Annotated in this window: 18 protein-coding genes; 10 read left to right on the top strand and 8 right to left on the bottom strand. The window is 62.2% G+C overall.

Annotated features, from left to right (window positions below; all coding sequences use genetic code 11):
- Window positions 1-108 precede the first annotated feature (108 nt).
- On the bottom strand, window positions 109-309 hold the full coding sequence (locus CRP40_RS22130; protein ID WP_239930189.1) for a hypothetical protein: 201 nt from the start codon (window positions 307-309) through the stop codon (window positions 109-111).
- A gap of 1,075 nt (window positions 310-1,384) precedes the next feature.
- Here CRP40_RS22130 and CRP40_RS01615 point away from each other — a divergent pair.
- Both CRP40_RS01615 and CRP40_RS01610 read left to right on the top strand, forming a co-directional pair.
- A complete protein-coding gene (locus tag CRP40_RS01615; RefSeq protein WP_027915844.1) occupies window positions 1,385-2,749 on the top strand; it encodes a glutamine synthetase family protein in 1,365 nt (454 codons plus the stop codon).
- Window positions 2,750-2,774: 25 nt separating this feature from the next.
- The gene (locus tag CRP40_RS01610; protein ID WP_027915843.1) at window positions 2,775-4,082 is read left to right on the top strand and encodes an FAD-binding oxidoreductase; all 1,308 of its coding nucleotides are present in this window, start codon (window positions 2,775-2,777) and stop codon (window positions 4,080-4,082) included.
- Window positions 4,083-4,157: 75 nt separating this feature from the next.
- Here CRP40_RS01610 and fadD1 read toward each other — a convergent pair whose 3' ends face one another.
- Complete coding sequence (gene fadD1 / locus CRP40_RS01605) at window positions 4,158-5,855, bottom strand: long-chain-fatty-acid--CoA ligase FadD1 (protein WP_027915842.1); 1,698 nt, start codon at window positions 5,853-5,855, stop codon at window positions 4,158-4,160.
- Between the two features lie 293 nt (window positions 5,856-6,148).
- The gene (gene fadD2 / locus CRP40_RS01600; RefSeq protein ID WP_027915841.1) at window positions 6,149-7,837 is read right to left on the bottom strand and encodes a long-chain-fatty-acid--CoA ligase FadD2; all 1,689 of its coding nucleotides are present in this window, start codon (window positions 7,835-7,837) and stop codon (window positions 6,149-6,151) included.
- Window positions 7,838-8,134: 297 nt separating this feature from the next.
- Here fadD2 and CRP40_RS01595 point away from each other — a divergent pair, with 297 nt between their 5' ends.
- Window positions 8,135-8,605 (top strand): MaoC family dehydratase, encoded by a 471-nt coding sequence (locus CRP40_RS01595; protein ID WP_027915840.1) that lies wholly within the window; start codon window positions 8,135-8,137, stop codon window positions 8,603-8,605.
- A 62-nt stretch (window positions 8,606-8,667) separates the two neighbouring features.
- Entirely contained in the window at window positions 8,668-9,057 is a 390-nt protein-coding gene (locus CRP40_RS01590; protein WP_081728229.1) for a GNAT family N-acetyltransferase, read from the top strand.
- Here the strand turns inward: CRP40_RS01590 and CRP40_RS01585 are convergent.
- Both CRP40_RS01585 and CRP40_RS01580 read right to left on the bottom strand, forming a co-directional pair.
- Window positions 9,044-10,003 carry a YihY/virulence factor BrkB family protein gene (locus CRP40_RS01585; RefSeq protein ID WP_027915838.1) on the bottom strand — a complete coding sequence of 320 codons (960 nt, stop codon included), beginning with the start codon at window positions 10,001-10,003 and terminating at the stop codon, window positions 9,044-9,046. The genes CRP40_RS01590 and CRP40_RS01585 overlap by 14 nt on opposite strands.
- Before the next feature lie 157 nt (window positions 10,004-10,160).
- Window positions 10,161-10,346 (bottom strand): CsbD family protein, encoded by a 186-nt coding sequence (locus CRP40_RS01580; protein ID WP_027915837.1) that lies wholly within the window; start codon window positions 10,344-10,346, stop codon window positions 10,161-10,163.
- Between the two features lie 208 nt (window positions 10,347-10,554).
- On the opposite strand from CRP40_RS01580, the gene CRP40_RS01575 reads away from it, so the two are divergent.
- The gene (locus tag CRP40_RS01575; RefSeq protein ID WP_023534906.1) at window positions 10,555-10,935 is read left to right on the top strand and encodes a hypothetical protein; all 381 of its coding nucleotides are present in this window, start codon (window positions 10,555-10,557) and stop codon (window positions 10,933-10,935) included.
- Here the strand turns inward: CRP40_RS01575 and CRP40_RS01570 are convergent, their stop codons facing one another.
- A complete protein-coding gene (locus tag CRP40_RS01570) occupies window positions 10,936-11,772 on the bottom strand; it encodes a S1-like domain-containing RNA-binding protein (RefSeq protein WP_027915836.1) in 837 nt (278 codons plus the stop codon).
- A 163-nt stretch (window positions 11,773-11,935) separates the two neighbouring features.
- Between CRP40_RS01570 and CRP40_RS01565 the strand changes: the two genes are divergently transcribed.
- The 3 genes from CRP40_RS01565 (at window position 11,936) to CRP40_RS01555 (ending at window position 14,255) form a co-directional block, all read left to right on the top strand.
- A complete protein-coding gene (locus tag CRP40_RS01565; protein ID WP_027915835.1) occupies window positions 11,936-12,799 on the top strand; it encodes a DUF6279 family lipoprotein in 864 nt (287 codons plus the stop codon).
- A gap of 107 nt (window positions 12,800-12,906) precedes the next feature.
- On the top strand, window positions 12,907-13,794 hold the full coding sequence (locus CRP40_RS01560; RefSeq protein ID WP_027915834.1) for a DMT family transporter: 888 nt from the start codon (window positions 12,907-12,909) through the stop codon (window positions 13,792-13,794).
- Window positions 13,791-14,255 (top strand): DUF4265 domain-containing protein, encoded by a 465-nt coding sequence (locus CRP40_RS01555; protein WP_027915833.1) that lies wholly within the window; start codon window positions 13,791-13,793, stop codon window positions 14,253-14,255. The genes CRP40_RS01560 and CRP40_RS01555 overlap by 4 nt, the downstream gene beginning before the upstream one ends.
- Window positions 14,256-14,297: 42 nt before the next feature.
- Here CRP40_RS01555 and CRP40_RS01550 read toward each other — a convergent pair whose 3' ends face one another.
- Together CRP40_RS01550 and cysK are read right to left on the bottom strand one after the other, a co-directional pair.
- The gene (locus CRP40_RS01550) at window positions 14,298-15,233 is read right to left on the bottom strand and encodes an aspartyl/asparaginyl beta-hydroxylase domain-containing protein (RefSeq protein ID WP_027915832.1); all 936 of its coding nucleotides are present in this window, start codon (window positions 15,231-15,233) and stop codon (window positions 14,298-14,300) included.
- 172 nt (window positions 15,234-15,405) lie between these two features.
- A complete protein-coding gene (cysK, locus tag CRP40_RS01545) occupies window positions 15,406-16,380 on the bottom strand; it encodes a cysteine synthase A (RefSeq protein ID WP_027915831.1) in 975 nt (324 codons plus the stop codon).
- Between the two features lie 132 nt (window positions 16,381-16,512).
- Between cysK and CRP40_RS01540 the strand changes: the two genes are divergently transcribed.
- Window positions 16,513-17,586 (top strand): DUF748 domain-containing protein, encoded by a 1,074-nt coding sequence (locus tag CRP40_RS01540; protein ID WP_027915830.1) that lies wholly within the window; start codon window positions 16,513-16,515, stop codon window positions 17,584-17,586.
- A 195-nt stretch (window positions 17,587-17,781) separates the two neighbouring features.
- Window positions 17,782-18,627 (top strand): MoxR family ATPase, encoded by an 846-nt coding sequence (locus CRP40_RS01535; protein WP_023534935.1) that lies wholly within the window; start codon window positions 17,782-17,784, stop codon window positions 18,625-18,627.
- The last annotated feature ends 8 nt before the right edge of the window (window positions 18,628-18,635 follow it).

Below are 18,635 nucleotides of genomic sequence, written 5' to 3'. Positions count from 1 at the left end.
CTACATATACCCGGGGGTTGTACGCGTGCGACGGGTGTGGGCATCGGTGGATTTCCAGTAATCTGCTACAGGGTTTAATACTGCGCCCAGTGTTTCAATCAATCATTTTCAATATTGAATGAGTGCAACCTGGCAACCTTGGTAACTTCCAAAGATCTTGCCAAGCCACTCACTCCGCCCTACTCTGCTGTTGCTGTTGCTGTTGCTGTTGCTGTTGCTGTTGCTATTGCTCTTGATCTTGATCTTGATCTTGATCTTCGCGACTTCAGAAGGCCGAACGCAGGTCTTGCGGAGGGAGGTGACAGGCATGGATGCCTGTCAAGCGCTGGGCCCCAGGATGGGGCCTGCAGCGCGGTCCTCCCGGGAGCAAGCCCGGAGTGAGGGAACCCCGAAGCGCAGCGTAGGGGCCGTATGAACGGAGCGCAGCCTTTTTTGGTTACTTTTTGTGGCGTTTGACAAAAAGTAACTCGCCGTAAGGGCGAAAAGGTGATTAAGCGTCGCCATCGCAAATGGACTATGCTCAATATCAACACCCACACCAATGCAATCAAACTTAAAACTTCAAACTTCAAACTTCAAAGCGTGGGCGCATACAGCAAGTTGGTATTCATTGGCGCGGGTGGCGCACAGTCACCCTTCCGCCCTTACGGCGGCTCACTTTTTGTCTTGTCAAAAAGTAAGCAAAAACCGCCTGCTCCTATCATCCGGCCCCTACGCTCCGCTCCGGGGTTCCCTCGCTCCGGGCTTGCTCCCGGGAGGACCGCGCTGCAGGCCCCATCCTGGGGCCCAGCGCTTGACGGGCATCCATGCCTGTCACCTCCCTCCGCAAGCCCTGCGCTCGGCCTCCTGAAGTCGCGATCTGTGTTGCCTGGACTACCGCGCGCTTAGAAGCAAAAGCAAAAACCAAAGCAACGACAACGGCAACGGCAACGGCAACGGCAACGGCAACGGCAACGGCAACGGCAACGGCAACGGCAATGATACGGCAAGGTTCGTGGGTGCGCAGATAGCGAGCTCGACCACTGAGCACTGGACCCTAACCATTTGCGTCCCAGGCAAATGTTTAGCCAATCCCGATGCAAAGGTTGCCATTCACTACTTTAATTCTCCACAACCGACATGTGAGTATCGAATGCATGATTCCCGCCCTGCCCAGCCCACCATCGTCCAATCGCCCTTCGCCGTCGAAGCCCCAGACGCTGTGCGGCGAGAATCCGCTGGTGCATGTCATCCTCGCCTTCTGGGCATTGTGGCACTGCCGTCACGCCCGCCCGCCCGACACCTCGCTCATGCCTGCATGACCTCACCCGGCCTGTTTAGGGCCGTTTGACCCAGCCAGGCCGCCTGCACAGGCAGAGGCCTGAGCGTTCGCGAGCGAATGATTATGCACTTTGCACCTGTGGATCAGGCCAGCCAGTTCCTGGCCGCCAACCCCGATATCGATCTGTTCGAACTGTTCATCCTCGACGCCAACGGCGTGCCACGCGGCAAGCTGCTGCACCGTGATGAACTGCTGGCCGTATACCAGACCGGTCGGCCATTACCCAGCACCATTCTCGGCCTTACCGTAAACGGCGACGACGTGGAAGATTCGGGCCTGGTCTGGGATGTCGGCGACATCGATTGCCGCGCCTACCCACTCGATGGCAGCCTGGTTCGCCTGCCCTGGCGCCGGGTGCCGACCGCAGCGCTGCAAGTGAGCATGCACCCGCGCCAAGGCCTGCCTGCCAGCGTGGCCGACCCTCGTCATGTACTGTTGCGCACCGTCGACGCCCTGAAGGCCGATGGTTATCACCCCGTGATGGCCTGCGAACTGGAGTTCTACCTGCTCGACCAGCAGCGCGATGCCCACGGCCATCCACAGCCGGCGCTCGACCGGGACGGCGGACGCCCTCGCAGCACTCAGGTGTATGGGCTGCGGGAGCTGGAGCAGATCGAGCCGTTCCTGGCAGACCTGTACGCAGCCTGCAAGGCGCAAGGCATACCCGCGCGCACGGCCATTTCGGAATACGCCCCAGGCCAGGTGGAAATCACCCTCGAACACGGTGATGCGCTGCAGGCGATGGATCAGGCGGTACGCTACAAGCGCTTGGTCAAAGGCGTCGCCCACGCCCACGGCATGCAGGCCTGCTTCATGGCCAAGCCGTTCGGCCACCTGTCCGGCACTGGCATGCACATGCACCTGAGCCTGGCCAACAGCGCCGGCCGTAACCTGTTCGCCAGCAAAGACCCGGCCGGCACACCGCTGCTGCGCCAGGCAGTGGCCGGCATGTTGCAGCACCTGCACGAGTCACTGCTGCTGTTTTGCCCCAACGCCAACTCCTTCCGCCGCTTCCAGGCCAACAGCTACGCGCCCCTGTCGCCCACCTGGGGCGTGGACAACCGCACAGTCAGCCTGCGGGTGCCGGGCGGACCGGCCAACAGCCGGCATGTAGAGCACCGTATCTGCGGGGCCGACGCCAACCCGTATCTGGCTGCCGCCGCCATTTTGGCCGCCAGTCACGCCGGCATACGTGATCAGCTCGACCCAGGCGCGCCGATTCAGGGCAACGGTTATGCCCAGGCGACCGAACACCTGCCAACTGACTGGCTCACCGCGCTGCAGGCCCTGGAGCAGTCCACTTGGGCCCGCGATGCATTGGGCGATGCGTTTCTTGGCGTGTACCTGAAGGTCAAGCGCGCCGAGTACAGTCAATTCATGGCCGAAGTCAGCGAACAGGACTGGCGCTGGTACCTGCACCAGGCCTGAGCCCCATACAGAACAAGGATTACCCATGAACGCAGCAGTCAACAAAGACCCGGCGCAACGTGCACCGTCCTACTACACCGCCACCCTCAACGACCCCACCACCTACCCCCAGCTCAAGGGCACCGTACAGGTGGACGTGGCAATCATCGGCGCGGGCTTCACCGGCTTGGCAACGGCTGTGGAGCTGGCCGAACGCGGCCTGAAGGTCGCGGTGGTCGAGGCCAACCGGGTGGGCTGGGGCGCCAGCGGGCGCAATGGCGGGCAAGTGACCGGCAGCCTGTCGGGGGACGAGGCCATGCGTGCACAGATGCGCAAGCGGCTGGGCAGCGACGTGGACGATTTCATCTGGCACCTGCGCTGGCGGGGCCACCAGATCATCGAGCAACGGGTGGCCCGCTATGGCATCGACTGCGACCTCAAGCACGGTCACCTGCACGCGGCCATGAAGCCCTCGCACCTGGACGAGCTACGGGCTTTCGAGGCCCAGGCACAGCGCTATGGCATGGGGGATCAGGTCGAACTGCTCGACCGCCAGGCGATGGCCGAGCACCTGCAAAGCCCCCTGTATCTGGGCGCCCTCAAGAACCGTCGCAACCTGCACCTGCACCCGCTGAACCTGTGCCTGGGCGAAGCCCGCGCCGCCCACGGCCTGGGCGCGCTGATCTTCGAGCAGACCGAAGTGCTGGAAATCATCCACGGCGCCCGCCCTGCCGTGGTGACGGCCCATGGGCGTGTAGACGCGCGCCAAGTCATGCTGGCGGGCGATGTCTACCACAAGCTGGAAAAGCGCCAGCTCAAGGGCAAGATATTCCCGGCCATGGGCGGCATCGTCACCACGGCGCCACTGGGCGAGCTGGCAGCGCAGATCAACCCGCATGACCTGGCCGTCTACGATTGCCGGTTCGTGCTGGACTACTACCGCCTGACGGCCGACAAGCGCCTGCTGTTCGGCGGCGGCGCCAACTACTCAGGGCGTGACTCGCGGGATATCGAAGCTGAACTGCGCCCCTGCATCGAGCGCACCTTCCCAGCCTTGAAGGGCGTGCCCATCGCGTTCCAGTGGAGCTGCGCCATGGGCATCGTGGTCAACCGGATTCCCCAAGTGGGCAAGCTTTCGGACCATGTCTGGTACTGCCAAGGGTATTCCGGGCACGGCATCGCCACCAGTCACATCATGGGCGAAATCATGGCGCAAGCCCTGACGGGCACGCTGGAGAAATTCGACACCTTCGCCCAGTGCAAGCATGTGCGTGTGCCGATGGGGGACGTGTTGGGCAACCCGCTCTTGGCGGCGGGCATGTGGTACTACCAGATGCTGGAAAAACTGCGCTGAAGCCCAGGCCCGTCAATCGCCCTGCGCGGCCTCATCAAAAGGGCTGCAAGGCGATTGCGGGCGGTGCACGCCAGGTCAGGCGCTTTTCTTGAGGTTGAGCTTCTTGAGCTCTTCGTCACGCAGTTCGCGGCGCAGGATCTTGCCGACATTGGTGGTCGGCAAGGTGTCGCGAAACTCGACCTGACGCGGCACCTTGTAACCGGTGAGGTTGGCACGCATGTGCTCCATCACCTGCTCCTTGGTCACGGTCATACCGGGTTTGACCACGACGAAGACCTTGATGAGCTCGCCGGATTTCTCATCCGGAATGCCGATGGCCGCACACTGCGACACGCCGGGCACCGCCGCCAGCACGTCTTCGAGTTCATTGGGGTAGACGTTGAAGCCGGACACCAGAATCATGTCCTTCTTGCGGTCGACGATACGCATGTAGCCGTCGGGTTGGATCAGGGCGATGTCGCCGGTCTTGAGCCAGCCGTCGCTGTCGAGAATCTCGGCGGTGGCCTCCTCGCGCTGCCAGTAGCCTTTCATCACCTGAGGGCCCTTGACGCAGAGTTCGCCCACTTCGCCCAAGGGCAGCTCGTTGCCGGCGTCGTCGACGATCTTGCACAGCGTGGACGGCACCGGAATGCCAATGGTGCCCACCTGGTTGGCCTGCGCCGGGTTCACGGCGGCCACCGGGCTGGTTTCGGTCATGCCGTATCCTTCGCAGATGGCGCAACCGGTCACCGTACGCCAACGCTCGGCAACGCTCAGTTGCAGCGCCATGCCGCCGGACAGGGTGATCTTCAAGGCCGAGAAGTCCAGGGCGCGGAACGCATCGCTGTTGCACAGCGCCACGAACAGCGTATTGAGACCCACGAAGCCCGTGAACTTCCACTTGCCCAGCTCCTTGACCATGGCGGACAGGTCGCGGGGGTTGCTGATCAGCACGTTGTGGTTGCCGATCAGCATCATGGCCATGCAATGGAAGGTGAAGGCGTAGATGTGGTATAGCGGCAGCGGGGTGATGAGGATCTCGCACCCTTCCTGCAGGTTCGAGCCCATCAGCGCCCGGCACTGCAGCATGTTGGCCACCAGGTTGCGGTGAGTCAGCATGGCGCCTTTGGCCACACCGGTGGTACCGCCGGTGTATTGCAACACGGCCACGTCATCGGCCTGCGGGTTGGCCTCGGTCACCGGCTGGCCCTTGCCCAGGGCCAGGGCATCGTTGAAGCGCACGGCGCTGGGCAGGTGATAGGCCGGCACCATCTTCTTGACGTACTTGATCACGCTGTTGATCAGCAGCCGCTTGAGCGGGGGCAGCAGGTCTGCCACCTCGGTGACGATGATGTGCTTGACCTGGGTCTTGGGCACCACCTTCTCGGCCAGGTGCGCCATGTTCGCCAGACACACCAACGCCTTGGCGCCGGAGTCCTTGAACTGGTGCTCCATTTCCCGGGCGGTGTACAGCGGGTTGGTGTTCACGACGATCAAGCCGGCGCGCATGGCACCGAACACCGCCACTGGGTACTGCAGCACATTAGGCAACTGCACCGCGATACGGTCACCGGGCTTTAGGTCGGTATGCTGCTGCAACCAGGCGGCAAAGGCACCGGACAGGGTATACAACTCACCGTAAGTGAGGGTCTTGCCCAGGTTGCTGAAGGCCGGTTTGTCGGCGAAGCGCTGGCAGGATTGCTTGAGTACCGCCTGGATGTTGGGGAATTCGTCGGGATCGATCTGCGCCGCGATACCGGCCGGATACTTGTCCTTCCAAAAATGGTCGATCATGCAAGCCCACTCCTTCAGCAACAGCGAAGTTCGTTTCACGCGTCGAGGCGTTTATTATTGATATGAGATGACGGCCTGATGCAAACCAGATCATCTGAAAGCGGGCCGAGAGTAGCAGCTTTGCCGAGGGTCTACTAGAGCCCAAAGCGGGCTTGACAGTCACAAAAGTGACTCAAAGAATTCTTCGGGTCACGTTTAGAGTATTTGACTTAATTTACCCTGGGCGTCCAGCAGGATGTGCCGTGCCAGAGGCCCTGGCGCACGGCACCACGTTCTCACCGCAGGCTACCGATCTAGCTGGCGTCGCGCAGTTCGCGCCGCAGGATCTTGCCCACGGGCGTCATCGGCAGCGCCTCGCGCAGCACGATGTGCTTGGGCACCTTGTAGCCGGTGAGGTTGGCCTTGCAGTAGGCCTTGAGCTCCTCGACATCCACACCACCCTCGCGCGGCACCACGAACAGCTTCACCGCTTCGCCGGAACGTTCGTCCGGCACGCCGATGGCGGCACAGTTGGCCACCTTGGGATGGCCCATCACCACCTCTTCGACTTCGTTGGGGTATACGTTGAAGCCAGACACGATGATCATGTCCTTCTTGCGGTCGACGATGCGGGTAAAGCCGTCCGGGTCGATCACGGCAATGTCACCGGTCTTGAACCAGCCTTCGGCGTCCAGTGCCTCGGCCGTGGCCTCGGGTTGCTGCCAGTAGCCCTTCATGACCTGCGGGCCTTTGATGCACAGCTCGCCGGGTTCCCCCAACGCCAGCTCGTTACCGTCGGCGTCGATCACCTTGAAGGCCGTGCCCACCACCGGGATGCCCACCGTGCCCAGCCGCGCCAGCGTGCCATAGGGGTTGGTGCTGGCCACGGGGGACGTTTCGGTCAGGCCGTACCCTTCGACGATGCGGCAGCCTGTCAGCTGTTCCCAGCGCTCTGCCGTGGCCTTGACCAGGGCGGTGCCGCCGGAATTGGTGACCTTGAGTGCGGAGAAATCGAGCTGGCGGAAGCCGGGGTGGTCCATCAGCGCGACGAACAGGGTGTTGAGGCCCAGCAACGCAGAAAACCGCCACTTGCCCAGCTCCTTGATGAAGCCAGGTATGTCCCGCGGGTTGGTGATCAATACGTTGTGGTTGCCGGTGACCATCATGCACATGCAGTTCGCAGTGAAAGCATAGATGTGGTAGAGCGGTAACGGCGCGATCATCACCTCTTCGCCATCCTTGAGCAGCTTCTGCCCGTCCGGCCCATGTTGGGAGAAGCACGCCAGCACCTGCAGCATGTTCGCCACCAGGTTGCCGTGGGTGAGCATTGCGCCCTTGGCCAGCCCCGTCGTGCCGCCGGTGTACTGCAGCACGGCGATGTCACCCAGGCCCAAGGGCACAGGCTGGGGCACGCCACCGCGGCCCTGGCGCAGCACCTGCTTGAACGACACAGCCTGGGGCAGCGCATAGGCCGGCACCATCTTCTTGACCTTGTCGACCACGGTGTTGACCAGCCAGCCCTTGAGCGTGGGCAGCATGTCGCCCATCTTCGCTTCGATCAGGTACTCAATACCGGTATCGGGCAGGACCGTCTGCACACGCTTGCCGAACAGGTTCATGTACACCAGCGCCCGGGTACCACTGTCCTTGAACTGGTGCCGCATTTCGCGCTCGGTGTACAGCGGATTGGTGTTGACCACGATCAGCCCTGCGCGCATGGCGCCGAACACCGCGATGGGGTACTGGAGCACGTTGGGCATCTGCACCGCGATGCGGTCGCCCGGCTTGAGGTCGGTATGTTGCTGCAGCCAGCTGGCGAAGGCAGCCGACAGGCGATCGAGGTCGGCGTAGGTCAAGGTCACGCCCAGGTTGCTGAAGGCCGGGCGATCGGCAAAGCGCTTGCAGGAGCGTTCGAACACCTCGACCACAGACGCGTAGGCTTGCATGTCCAAGGTGGACGGCACGCCCGCCGGGCGCTTGTCATTCCAGAAGTCGGCTTGCATTTATTGTTGTTCCTCTGCCGGGACCTGCACTGCGTCCTGATTAGTCCGAGTGCCTGCGCGCAGGCGATGCACAGGCGTTGATTCGACGTTAGCAGGTAAGCCAGGCACGGCCCAGCCGTCAGCGCCTGCCATTAACATTGTGAATCTTATTTGTGCCCTTCCTGCAATTTGCTCGACTGTGGGTACACTGACGTGGGCGCAGAATGTGATCCGGGCGACCCCGGCAAGCGTCTCACCCGTCTGGCCGACGCCCTGCGTGCGACCGGCATCCGACCTGTACTGCTTAAGGAAGCCCTGATGTCCCAGCTCAGCAACACGCCCTACGAAACCCTTGAAGTCGGCCAGCAAGCCGAATACACGAAGTTGGTCGAGGAGCGCGACATCCAGCTGTTCGCCGCCATGTCCGGCGATCACAACCCGGTGCACCTGGATGCCGAGTTCGCGGCCAAGAGCATGTTCCGCGAGCGCATTGCCCATGGCATGTTCAGCGGCGCGTTGATCAGTGCGGCGGTGGCCTGCACGTTACCAGGCCCTGGTACCATCTACCTGGGCCAGCAGATGAGCTTCCAGAAGCCGGTCAAGATCGGCGACACCCTGACGGTGCGCCTGGAAATCCTGGAAAAACTGCCCAAGTTCAAAGTGCGTATCGCCACCAACGTGTACAACCAGCACAACGAACTGGTCGTCGAGGGTGAAGCCGAGATCCTGGCACCGCGCAAGCAGCAAACCGTCGAACTGGTTTCCCCGCCGAACTTCGTGGCCAGCTGAGCACCGTCGTGCAGTCATGGCCGCCAGTGCACTGCACCCGGCTTTCAGCCCCGGAACGGCGGCTGCTCGACCACTTCTATCGCCAACAGGGCTCGCGCATGCGCGCCCCTGCGCAGGGCACGTTTTGGGTGGCCAGGTCGCCGGGCATCATTGCTGGGTTGTCCCTCAGCGAGGTGGACGGTGGTCAGTGGTTGACGGGGCTGTTGGTGGCGCCTGATCGGCGCTCGGAAGGCGTGGGTGAGCAATTGGTCGCAGCGGCCCTGGAGAACGCCTGCGCCAGCACATGGTTGTTTTGCCATCCATCGCTCGCCCTCTATTACGGACGCCAGGGGTTCGCGCCGGCTGGAGCGCTACCCCGGTCGCTGCATGACAAGTTCCAGCGCTATCAACGCAGCAAGGCCTTGATAGCGCTGGAGCGCACCGCCCAACCGGGGCAGGTCAGCGCGGGGTAGGTTCAACGCCCGCCGCTTCATCAGCACCGGGGCGTTCCTTGCCCAATACCTTGGGCTTCTCGTCGTCGCGGGTGCCATCGAAGTCTTTTTCGCCTGGGTCCTTGCCCTCGGCCGACATGTGCTCGATCACCGCGTTCATCTCTGCGCCCAGCAACAGCACAGCAGCCGAGATGTAGAAGTACAGCAGCAGTACGATGATCGCCCCGATGCTGCCGTACATGGCGTTGTAGTCTGCGAACGTCTTCACGTAGTAGGCAAAGCCCAGCGACGCGATGATCCACACCACGACCGCCAGCACCGAGCCCGGGGTGATGAAGCGAAATTTCTGCTCCACATCGGGCATGACGTAGTAGATCACCGCGACCGCGACCATCAGCAGAATCACGATCACCGGCCAGCGAAGAATGGTCCACAGGGTGACGATGAACTCTTCCATGCCAATCTGCGCCGCGATCCACTCCATGACCTGCGGGCCCAGCACCATCAGCGCAGCGGCCGCCAGCAGCATGCCTGCCAACCCGATGGTGTACAGCACCGACAGCGGGATGCGTTTCCAGACCGGGCGCCCTTCTGGTACATCATAGGCCGCGTTCATGGCGCTCATCATCAGGCGCACGCCGGCCGAGGCCGTCCACAGGGCAATGACGATACCCACCGACAGCAAACCACCCTTGGACTGCTGCAATTGGTCGATGACCGGGTTGACCTGCTCAAGGGCTTGGGGCGGCAAGACCAGTTCTGACTGCAAGCGCAGCCAGGAAAAGAAGTCTGGCAGGTGCAGGAAACCGATCAGGGCAATGAGAAACAATAGGAAGGGGAACAACGAGAAAAGAGCCTGGTAGGCCAATGCCGAAGCATAAGTGGACATCTCGTCATCGAGGAATTCGTTGACGGTGCGCACCAGTACGCGGTGCAAGGGTAAGCCCTGCAAGGCGGAAAAAATCATAGCGTCTCCTTTCGCCGCTTGATCGATCTGACGTTCAGTCTAATAGACCCTGCGCTTGGGGTGCTGCTCCCGGTCGTCATGCAACGGCTTTGAATACTTCTGCCGGTCACCGTCCCCTGTTTCGAAGCGCAGAGGACGGCTCGGCAGGCGTGAATCATTACTTGGTCAGGTCGTCGGCCTTGTTTTTCACGTCGCCTTTGACCTGCTGGCCTTCGCCCTTGATTTCCTGGGCCTTGCCTTCGCCTTTGAGTTTTTCGTTGTCAGTGAGGTTGCCAACACCTTGCTTGATGTTGCCCATTGCCTCGTTGGCCATACCTTTAATTTTGTCTCCAGTACCGCTCATGGCAAAACTCCTGTGATGTAGCACGCGTATCGTGCCGACAGAAGGTTGACCCAGCCGCTTGCACAGGAGTTTCAAGAAATTTGCGTCAACAAGCCAAACGGTTGAAAGGCGTAGGCGTAAATGCGGGGATCAGGGCCTGAAACCTTGCCCGCCAAGGTGCCACCCCTCACAATGCGGCCTTTGAAGGCTTCGACCCGCAGGAACCTGCATGAAACTCGACAAACCCGCTGCCATCGCCCGACGCAACAGCGCACTGGCGCGCCCGGTGCTGACCAGTGCCAATACGCTGTTCGCCATTCTCGACCCCAAGCGCAACCTGTGGTGGTTCGAGGTCCCGGTGGCCTTGCTTCGCAAAGGCCAGCCCGACTGGGTCAACCTGCTGCTGCATACCCCGCTGACCGATGAACTTCAGCACCTGAAGGTGCCGATCAACTTCCTGCGGGCCCACCAAGAGCAGATGGAAGTGCGCAACCCTGGCAAGCGTCGCTCCACCATCAGCCTGGCCCTGAGCGCTGACCGCGACTCGTTGCTGCGCGACACGCGCCCCGGTGGCGATCAGCTGGACTTCAACACCTTCGTGCAGGGCTGATCAGGCTTTCTCGATCCGGTCGTCATGGATGACGATGCGGCCCTGCTTGAACAGCCCGCCAATGGCCTTCTTGAAATTGCCCTTGCTGACATTGAACAGCTTGCTGATCAAGGCAGGGTCGCTCTTGTCCGAAACAGGCAACACCCCACCCTCGGCGTCAAGGCGCGCCATGATCTGCTCCTGCAAGCTGTCGGACAGCGCAGCGCCCACCGGCTGCAAGCTGAGCGAAACCTTGCCGTCGGCCCGCACTTCCTTGATGTAACCCTGCTCGTGCATGCCTGAGCGCAGGAACTTGAACACCTCGTTCTTGTGAATCAAGCCCCAGTGACGGTTGTTGATGATGGCCTTGAACCCCATCGGCGTTTCGCCGGCCACCAGCAGCTCAACCGGCTGGCCAGGTTTGTAGTCTGCAGGCGTGGTGTCGAGGTAACGGTCCAGGCGCGAGGTGGCGGTGATGCGGCGGGTGCGCTTGTCCAGGTACACGTGCACCACGCAGTAGTCACCGATCTTCAGCGGCCGTGCTTCTTCGGAATAGGGCATCAGCAGGTCCTTGGACAGGCCCCAATCCAGGAAGATACCCGCACCGTTGATGTCCTTGACCTTGAGGCTGGCGAACTCGCCCACCTGCACCTTGGGCTTCTCGGTGGTGGCGATCAGCTGGTCTTCGCTATCGAGGTAGACGAACACGTTCAGCCAGTCATCGACTTCGGTCTCGGCACCCTTGGGAATGTAACGGGACGGCAGCAGGATTTCCCCGTCGGCACCGCCGTCCAGGTACAGGCCAAAGTCCACGTGCTTAACAATTTGCAAACTGTTGTAACGCCCAAGCAGAGCCATTTTCGAACATCCTCAAGTCAAGGCGGCTATTTTCCGGATAGACCCGCCCTGGTGTCAAAGCCTGCGGTCGGTTCATCGCCGCTCACGCTTCCACGTGCCATCCGGTGGAACCGCAGGTCTCGTGCTGCGTCTACCCCTTGGCTGCCACTGCAAGGACCCGCACATGCCTGCACGCCTGCTCAAAGTCCTGTCGATCTGCCTGGGTTTCGCCCTGATGCTGGGCGCCTGCAGCCGCATCGACCTGGCCTATCGCAACCTCGATCGCCTGGTGCCCTGGTCGCTGGGCGACTACCTGGACATGAACCGCGAGCAGAAAACCCTGCTCGATGATCGCCTCAGGCAGCACCTGGCGTGGCACTGCCAGACGCAACTGCCCGGCTACCTCGACTGGCTGGACCGCCTGCGCACCATGGTGGCCGATAACCAAGTCACCGACCAGGCGCTGCAGCAGCGCACCGAGGAGGCCCGCGAGGCGATTGGCCGGGTCGCGGCCGAAATCACGCCGTCGGCCACCGAGTTGCTGCAAGGCATGAGCGACGCGCAGGTGGGGGAAATGCGCGATGCGTTTCGTGACGATATTGCCGAGCGGCGCAAAGAATATGTCGATACGCCCCTGCCCCGCCAGATCAGCGAGCGCGCCGAGCGCATGGAAAAACGCCTCAAGCCTTGGTTCGGCGAGCTGACCGAGACACAGCGGCAACGGGTTGGCGCCTGGTCCCGCGCGTTGGGTGACCAGAACAGCGAGTGGATACGCAACCGGGCCCATTGGCAGCAGCAACTGCTGTTGGCGGTGGAACAACGGCACGAGTCAGGCTTCCCGGCACGGGTCGCGACCTTGCTGCAGAACAAGGAAAGCCTATGGACGGCCGACTATCGCCGGGCCTTCCAGAACACCGAGCAGCAAGCACGCAGCCTGGTGGTGGACCTGATGCAGCAGAGCACTCCCGCCCAGCGCCAGGTGCTGCTGGATCGGCTGACCAAGGTGCGCAGCGACTTCAGCGCCTTGAAGTGCCTGCGCGGGGCTTGAACAGGCTATGGCAGGACACTGACTGAACTTCGCTGGGCAAGAAAGCGCAAGAATCCGCCGGCCTGCTGACGTACACTCGCGCCCCTGCCAAGCCCTCGGAGACCGTCGTGAGCCCCACCGCCCTAGCCCGCCTGCTGACCCTTGCTGCCGTATGGGGCGCGAGCTTTCTGTTCATGCGCATCATCGCCCCTGTACTGGGCACCGTGCCAACGGCCTTCTTCCGTGTCTCCATCGCCTGCCTGGGCTTGATCGCGCTGCTGGGCGCAGCGCGCGTACGCTGGGATTTCCAGGGTAAGTTAGGCGCCTGCCTGGTGCTGGGCATGATCAACTCGGGCATTCCGGCCACCTTCTACTCGGTGGCAGCCCAGGTGCTGCCGGCCGGTTATTCGGCCATCTTCAATGCCACGACCCCTTTGATGGGCGTGCTGATCGGCGTGTTGTTCTTCAAGGAACCCATGACGTTGGCCAAGTTGAGCGGCATTTTCCTGGGCCTGTTCGGCGTGGGTATCCTGAGCGGCGCGGGGCCTGTTGCCCTGGATGCAGCCCTCTTGCAAGGCGCCCTGGCGTGCCTGGCGGCCACGACCTGCTATGGGTTTGCCGGCTACCTGGCCCGCCGCTGGGTCAGCGGCCTGGACAGCCGCCTGTCGGCCCTGGGCAGCATGCTCGGTGCGACCCTGCTGCTTACCCCGTTGTTCGCCTGGAGCGTGCTTACCCAGCCACCGGCCAGCTGGGGCGGCTGGCCGGTCTGGGGCTCGCTGGTGGGGCTTGGCCTGTTGTGCACGGCGTTCGCCTACATCCTGTACTTCCGCCTGCTGGCCGAAATCGGCCCGGTCAAAGCCAGTACCGTGACCTTCATGATCCCCGTGTTCGGCGTGCTGTGGGGAGCCTGGCTGCTGAATGAGCCGTTGTCGATGGCCCACCTGTACGGTGGCCTGCTGATCGGCGTGGCTTTGTGGCTGGTCCTGCGCCCGGCACGGCGCCGGGGCGCTGCATGAACAGCGTCTACAAAAAAGTGCTGTTCCCGCTGCAGCAGGACGCCAATGGCTATCCGCCGGCATCGGTGGAAGGGCTATGGGCCAAGGCCGTCGAAGACGGTTACGTGATCGACAACATCCCGTTCCATGTCTACGGCATCGCCCCAGGTGACGTGATCTGCACTCATGAAGAGGCTGGCCAGCACTGGTTCGCCCGTTTGCTGCGCAGCAGTGGCAGCTCGGTGTTCCGGGTTCGGGTCAAGCCGCCCGAGACACTGGAGCAGGTCAGCGAAGCCTTGGTGGAATTCGGGTGCACCTGTGAAAGCGAACCTGCGGTGAAGATGCTGGCGATCGCCATCCCACCGGCACGAACGCTCGACACCCTGCTGTATTACCTGATCACCCAGCGTGAAGCGGGTTTTCTGGACTTCGAGGAAGGCGTGCTGCGCCACTGCGTTGCCCACGAGTTTCGCCAGGGATAAGGGCGACTGCCTTGCAGGCGCCCCTCCCGGTCGAGGGCGTCGTCAGAACAACCAGCGGTACAGCAGATAGGCTACGACGACGGCCAGAATCGGTCGCAACACGCGGTATGCCTTGGGGTTGGCACGCTTGAACTGCTTGACGCGCGTGCTCAGCTTGTTGCTGAACCGCTTGCTCCAGGCATAAGCCTGGTTGATCCCGCCCACGCGTTCATCGTCGGTATTCTGTGGCGCGGTGGCGCGGCCCAGAAATGCGCTGACCTTGCGGTTGAGGCGGGTCATGATTGGGCTGTTCAAAGGACGCTCCACGTCGCAGAACAGGATCACACGGGTGACGTCGGTCTCATTCTTGACCCAGTGCACGTAGGTTTCGTCGAACATCACGTCCTGGCCATCGCGCCAGGCATAGGGCTGGCCGTCCACATAAATGCGGCAGGCATCGGAGTTGGGGGTCGAGAGGCCCAGGTGATAACGCAGGGAACCTGCAAACGGATCACGGTGCGGATTCAGGTGGCTGCCGCCGGGCAACAGGGCGAACATCGCGCCCTTGACGTTGGGGATGCTGCTGACCAGCTCGACGGTTCGCGGGCACAGCGCTTCGGCAGACGGCAGGGGTTTGTCGTACCACTTCAGGTAGAAGCGCTTCCAGCCTTTCTTGAAGAACGAACCGAAACCGGCATCGTTGTCCTTTTCGGCTGCCCGGATATAACCCTCGTCGAACAGGCGCATGGCCTCCTCCCGAATTTCCTGCCAGTTGTCCTTGAGCACGTCCAGCTCCGGGAAGCGTTGGCGGTCCAGGTACGGCTTGGACGGCACCCCCGAGAACAGGTACATCAACGCATTGTAGGGGGCGAACAGCGCCGAATGGTTGACGAACTGGCGCAACACGGGCAGGCGGGCCTTGCCGCGCAGGTGGACGAACAGCACGCTGCCGAAGAACACCAGCAGCACACCTGCCTTGGCGAGGAAGGAAACGGTCATGCAACACTCCTAGGGCGGGACACAGGCCAGCGCTGCCTGATCCGGGGAAAATCATCCGGGCATCATAAACCTATCGCGCCCAGGCACAAACCACCTGGGCGCAACGAGACGGATGAAGATTGTGCAATGAACCCCGCCGCCAGGTATTGCTTCGGGTCACCGCCAAGGCAGGTTATTGCTGGGTTTCCTGCTCGCTGAACAGGTCGCTGAACAGCATGCTGGACAGGTACCGCTCGCCTGAGTCGGGCAGAATCACCACGAGGGTCTTGCCCTGCATTTCCGGCTTTTCTGCAAGGCGCACGGCAGCGGCCATGGCGGCACCGCAGGAAATACCACACAGGATGCCTTCTTCCTGCATCAGGCGGATCGCCATGGACTTGGCTTCGTCATCGCCCACCGTCATGACCTGATCGACGATCGACAGGTCGAGGTTCTTCGGCACGAAGCCCGCGCCGATGCCCTGGATCTTGTGCGGCGTGGGCGTGAGCGCCTCGCCTGCCAGGGTCTGGGTGATCAGCGGCGAGCCGATGGGCTCGACCGCCACCGAGGTGATCGCCTTGCCCTGGGTGTGCTTGATGTAGCGCGAGATACCGGTGATGGTGCCGCCGGTGCCGACACCAGCAACGATCACATCCACGGCGCCATCGGTATCGTTCCAGATCTCAGGGCCCGTGGTCTTTTCATGGATGGCCGGGTTGGCAGGGTTTTCGAACTGCCCGGGCATGAAGTACTGCTCGGGGTTGGAGGCGACGATTTCGTTAGCTTTCTCGATGGCGCCCTTCATGCCCTTGGCAGGTTCGGTGAGCACCAGTTCGGCGCCAAGGGCCTTGAGCACCTTGCGCCGCTCCAGGCTCATGGAGGCCGGCATGGTCAGCATGAGCTTGTAACCCCGGGCGGCAGCGACGAAGGCAAGGCCGATGCCGGTGTTGCCCGAGGTGGGTTCGACGATGGTCATGCCGGGCTTGAGCTTGCCGCTGCTCTCGGCGTCCCAGACCATGTTCGCGCCGATGCGGCATTTGACCGAATACCCTGGGTTGCGCCCTTCGATCTTGGCCAGGATGGTCACGCCGCGCGGCGCGAGGCGGTTGATCTGCACCAGGGGCGTGTTGCCGATGGAGTGGGCATTGTCTGCGTATATACGGCTCATGGCAGGGTCCTTGGCATGATGAAGAACTCGGAAAGGCCCAAGGGTAAGCCCCGGCCCCAAGGCCCGTAAAGCCTGTTCGAACTCCGGCGCAGCCCCTGCGGTCAACCACACACCTTGCCTTGGAGAACTGCCATGAGAGCCCGCTATCGCTGGCCGCTGATCGCCCTGGGCAGCCTCATCGTGCTGCTGGTGGCCTTGCAGCTTGCCCTGCCCTACCTGGTGCGCGACTACCTCAATGAAAAGCTGGCCGACATGGGCGACTACCGTGGGCAGGTCAGCGATGTGGACCTGGCCTGGTGGCGCGGCGCCTATACCGTCAACGGGCTGAAGATCGTCAAGACCACAGGTAAGGTGCCGGTGCCCTTCCTCGACGCCCCGGTGATCGACATCTCGGTCAGCTGGCATTCGCTGTGGTACGACCGCGCCGTGGTGGCCGAAGTGGCGTTCCTGCGCCCGGAGCTGAACTTCGTCGATGGCGGCGACAAGCAGAACTCCCAGACCGGCCAGGGCACTGACTGGCGTCAGCAACTGGACAAGCTGCTGCCCATCACGCTCAACGAAGTGGTAATCGACGACGGGGTGCTGACCTTCCGCAACTTCAACTCCAAGCCCCCGGTCACGCTCAAGGCGACGCAGTTGCAGGCCAGCGTTCGCAACCTCACAAACATCCGTGACGAAGCCGGCCGGCGCGACGCCAGCTTCGAAGCCCGTGCCCTGGTCGCAGGCGATGCCAAGGTCGAGAGCCGTGCCACCTTCGATCCGTTCAGCGACTTCGACGACTTCGAGTTCCGCCTGCGTGCCACCGGTATCGAGCTGCGCCGACTCAACGACTTTGCCAGCGCCTATGGCAAGTTCGACTTCAAGGCGGGTCATGGCGATGTGGTCATCGAGGCCGAGGCGACCAACGGCCGTCTGAACGGCTACATCAAGCCCCTGCTGCGCGACGTCGAGGTATTCGACTGGCAACAGGACGTGGAGGACAAGGACAAGGGCCTGTTCCGCTCGGTGTGGGAGGCGCTGGTGGGTGCCACCGAAACCGTGCTCAAGAACCAGCCGAAAAACCAGTTCGCCACGCGCGTTGAGCTCAGTGGCAGCGTGCGCAGGCAGAACATCAGTGCGTTCGAGGCTTTCCTGCAGATCCTGCGCAATGGTTTCGTGCAGGCGTTCAGTGCGCGCTACGAGCGCAGCGCGCCGGATTCCGACTAAGGCGCGGTGACGAGGCATTCGGGGACTGAATACTCGGTCTGCGTTTTCAGTCGTCGTACCCCCGCGTTATAGTCGGGCCACCATCACACACCCTGTGTTGGCCACTTGAGCACCAGCCTGTCGCCCACCCCACCAAGGTCTGGCCTAGCAGGCCGGCTGCGCGTGGCCCGCAAGCCCAAGCAGAGGAAAGACCCAATGAAGTTCGAAGGCACGGGTGACTATGTCGCCACGGACGACCTGAAACTGGCCGTCAATGCGGCCATCACCCTTGAGCGCCCGCTGTTGGTCAAAGGTGAGCCCGGTACTGGCAAAACCATGCTGGCCGAGCAGCTGGCAGCTTCGTTCGGGGCGCGCCTGATTACCTGGCACATCAAGTCCACCACCAAGGCTCACCAGGGCTTGTACGAATACGATGCCGTGAGCCGCCTGCGCGACTCCCAGCTGGGTGTGGACAAGGTGCACGACGTACGCAACTACCTCAAGAAAGGCAAGCTGTGGGAAGCCTTCGAGGCCCAGGAACGGGTGATCCTGCTGATCGACGAGATCGACAAGGCCGATATCGAATTCCCCAACGACCTGTTGCAGGAACTCGACAAGATGGAGTTCTACGTCTACGAAATCGACGAGACCATCAAGGCCAGGCAGCGCCCGATCATCATCATCACGTCCAACAACGAAAAGGAGCTGCCGGACGCTTTCCTGCGCCGCTGCTTCTTCCACTACATCGCCTTCCCCGACCGGGCTACGCTGCAGCGCATCGTGGACGTGCACTACCCCAACATCAGCCAGTCGCTGGTCAGCGAGGCGCTGGATGTGTTCTTCGACGTGCGCAAGGTACCGGGCCTGAAGAAAAAGCCTTCGACGTCCGAACTGGTCGACTGGTTGAAGCTGTTGATGGCCGACAACATTGGCGAAGCGGTACTGCGCGAGCGCGACCCGACCAAGGCCATCCCTCCGCTGGCCGGGGCGCTGGTGAAAAATGAGCAGGATGTGCAACTGCTCGAGCGCCTGGCCTTCATGAGCCGGCGCGGCAACCGCTGAGGGAGCCT

The organism is Pseudomonas sp. URMO17WK12:I9 (assembly GCF_900230165.1).
GTDB classification, from domain to species: Bacteria; Pseudomonadota; Gammaproteobacteria; order Pseudomonadales; family Pseudomonadaceae; genus Aquipseudomonas; species Aquipseudomonas fulva.
The sequence above is the reverse complement of the archived record's forward strand: the minus strand, read 5'-3'. Positions and strand labels throughout refer to the sequence as shown.

Excerpts from the sequence above, each read along its gene's own strand:
- CRP40_RS01550 (WP_027915832.1), bottom strand. The coding sequence starts at position 15,233 with ATGACCGTTTCCTTCCTCGCCAAGGCAGGTGTGCTGCTGGTGTTCTTC.
- CRP40_RS22130 (WP_239930189.1), bottom strand. The coding sequence starts at position 309 with ATGCCTGTCACCTCCCTCCGCAAGACCTGCGTTCGGCCTTCTGAAGTC.
- CRP40_RS01540 (WP_027915830.1), top strand. The coding sequence starts at position 16,513 with ATGAGAGCCCGCTATCGCTGGCCGCTGATCGCCCTGGGCAGCCTCATC.
- CRP40_RS01555 (WP_027915833.1), top strand. The coding sequence starts at position 13,791 with ATGAACAGCGTCTACAAAAAAGTGCTGTTCCCGCTGCAGCAGGACGCC.
- CRP40_RS01535 (WP_023534935.1), top strand. The coding sequence starts at position 17,782 with ATGAAGTTCGAAGGCACGGGTGACTATGTCGCCACGGACGACCTGAAA.
- CRP40_RS01615 (WP_027915844.1), top strand. The coding sequence starts at position 1,385 with ATGCACTTTGCACCTGTGGATCAGGCCAGCCAGTTCCTGGCCGCCAAC.
- CRP40_RS01575 (WP_023534906.1), top strand. The coding sequence starts at position 10,555 with ATGAAACTCGACAAACCCGCTGCCATCGCCCGACGCAACAGCGCACTG.
- CRP40_RS01610 (WP_027915843.1), top strand. The coding sequence starts at position 2,775 with ATGAACGCAGCAGTCAACAAAGACCCGGCGCAACGTGCACCGTCCTAC.
- CRP40_RS01585 (WP_027915838.1), bottom strand. The coding sequence starts at position 10,003 with ATGATTTTTTCCGCCTTGCAGGGCTTACCCTTGCACCGCGTACTGGTG.
- CRP40_RS01570 (WP_027915836.1), bottom strand. The coding sequence starts at position 11,772 with ATGGCTCTGCTTGGGCGTTACAACAGTTTGCAAATTGTTAAGCACGTG.
- CRP40_RS01580 (WP_027915837.1), bottom strand. The coding sequence starts at position 10,346 with ATGAGCGGTACTGGAGACAAAATTAAAGGTATGGCCAACGAGGCAATG.
- CRP40_RS01595 (WP_027915840.1), top strand. The coding sequence starts at position 8,135 with ATGTCCCAGCTCAGCAACACGCCCTACGAAACCCTTGAAGTCGGCCAG.
- cysK (WP_027915831.1), bottom strand. The coding sequence starts at position 16,380 with ATGAGCCGTATATACGCAGACAATGCCCACTCCATCGGCAACACGCCC.
- fadD1 (WP_027915842.1), bottom strand. The coding sequence starts at position 5,855 with ATGATCGACCATTTTTGGAAGGACAAGTATCCGGCCGGTATCGCGGCG.
- fadD2 (WP_027915841.1), bottom strand. The coding sequence starts at position 7,837 with ATGCAAGCCGACTTCTGGAATGACAAGCGCCCGGCGGGCGTGCCGTCC.
- CRP40_RS01565 (WP_027915835.1), top strand. The coding sequence starts at position 11,936 with ATGCCTGCACGCCTGCTCAAAGTCCTGTCGATCTGCCTGGGTTTCGCC.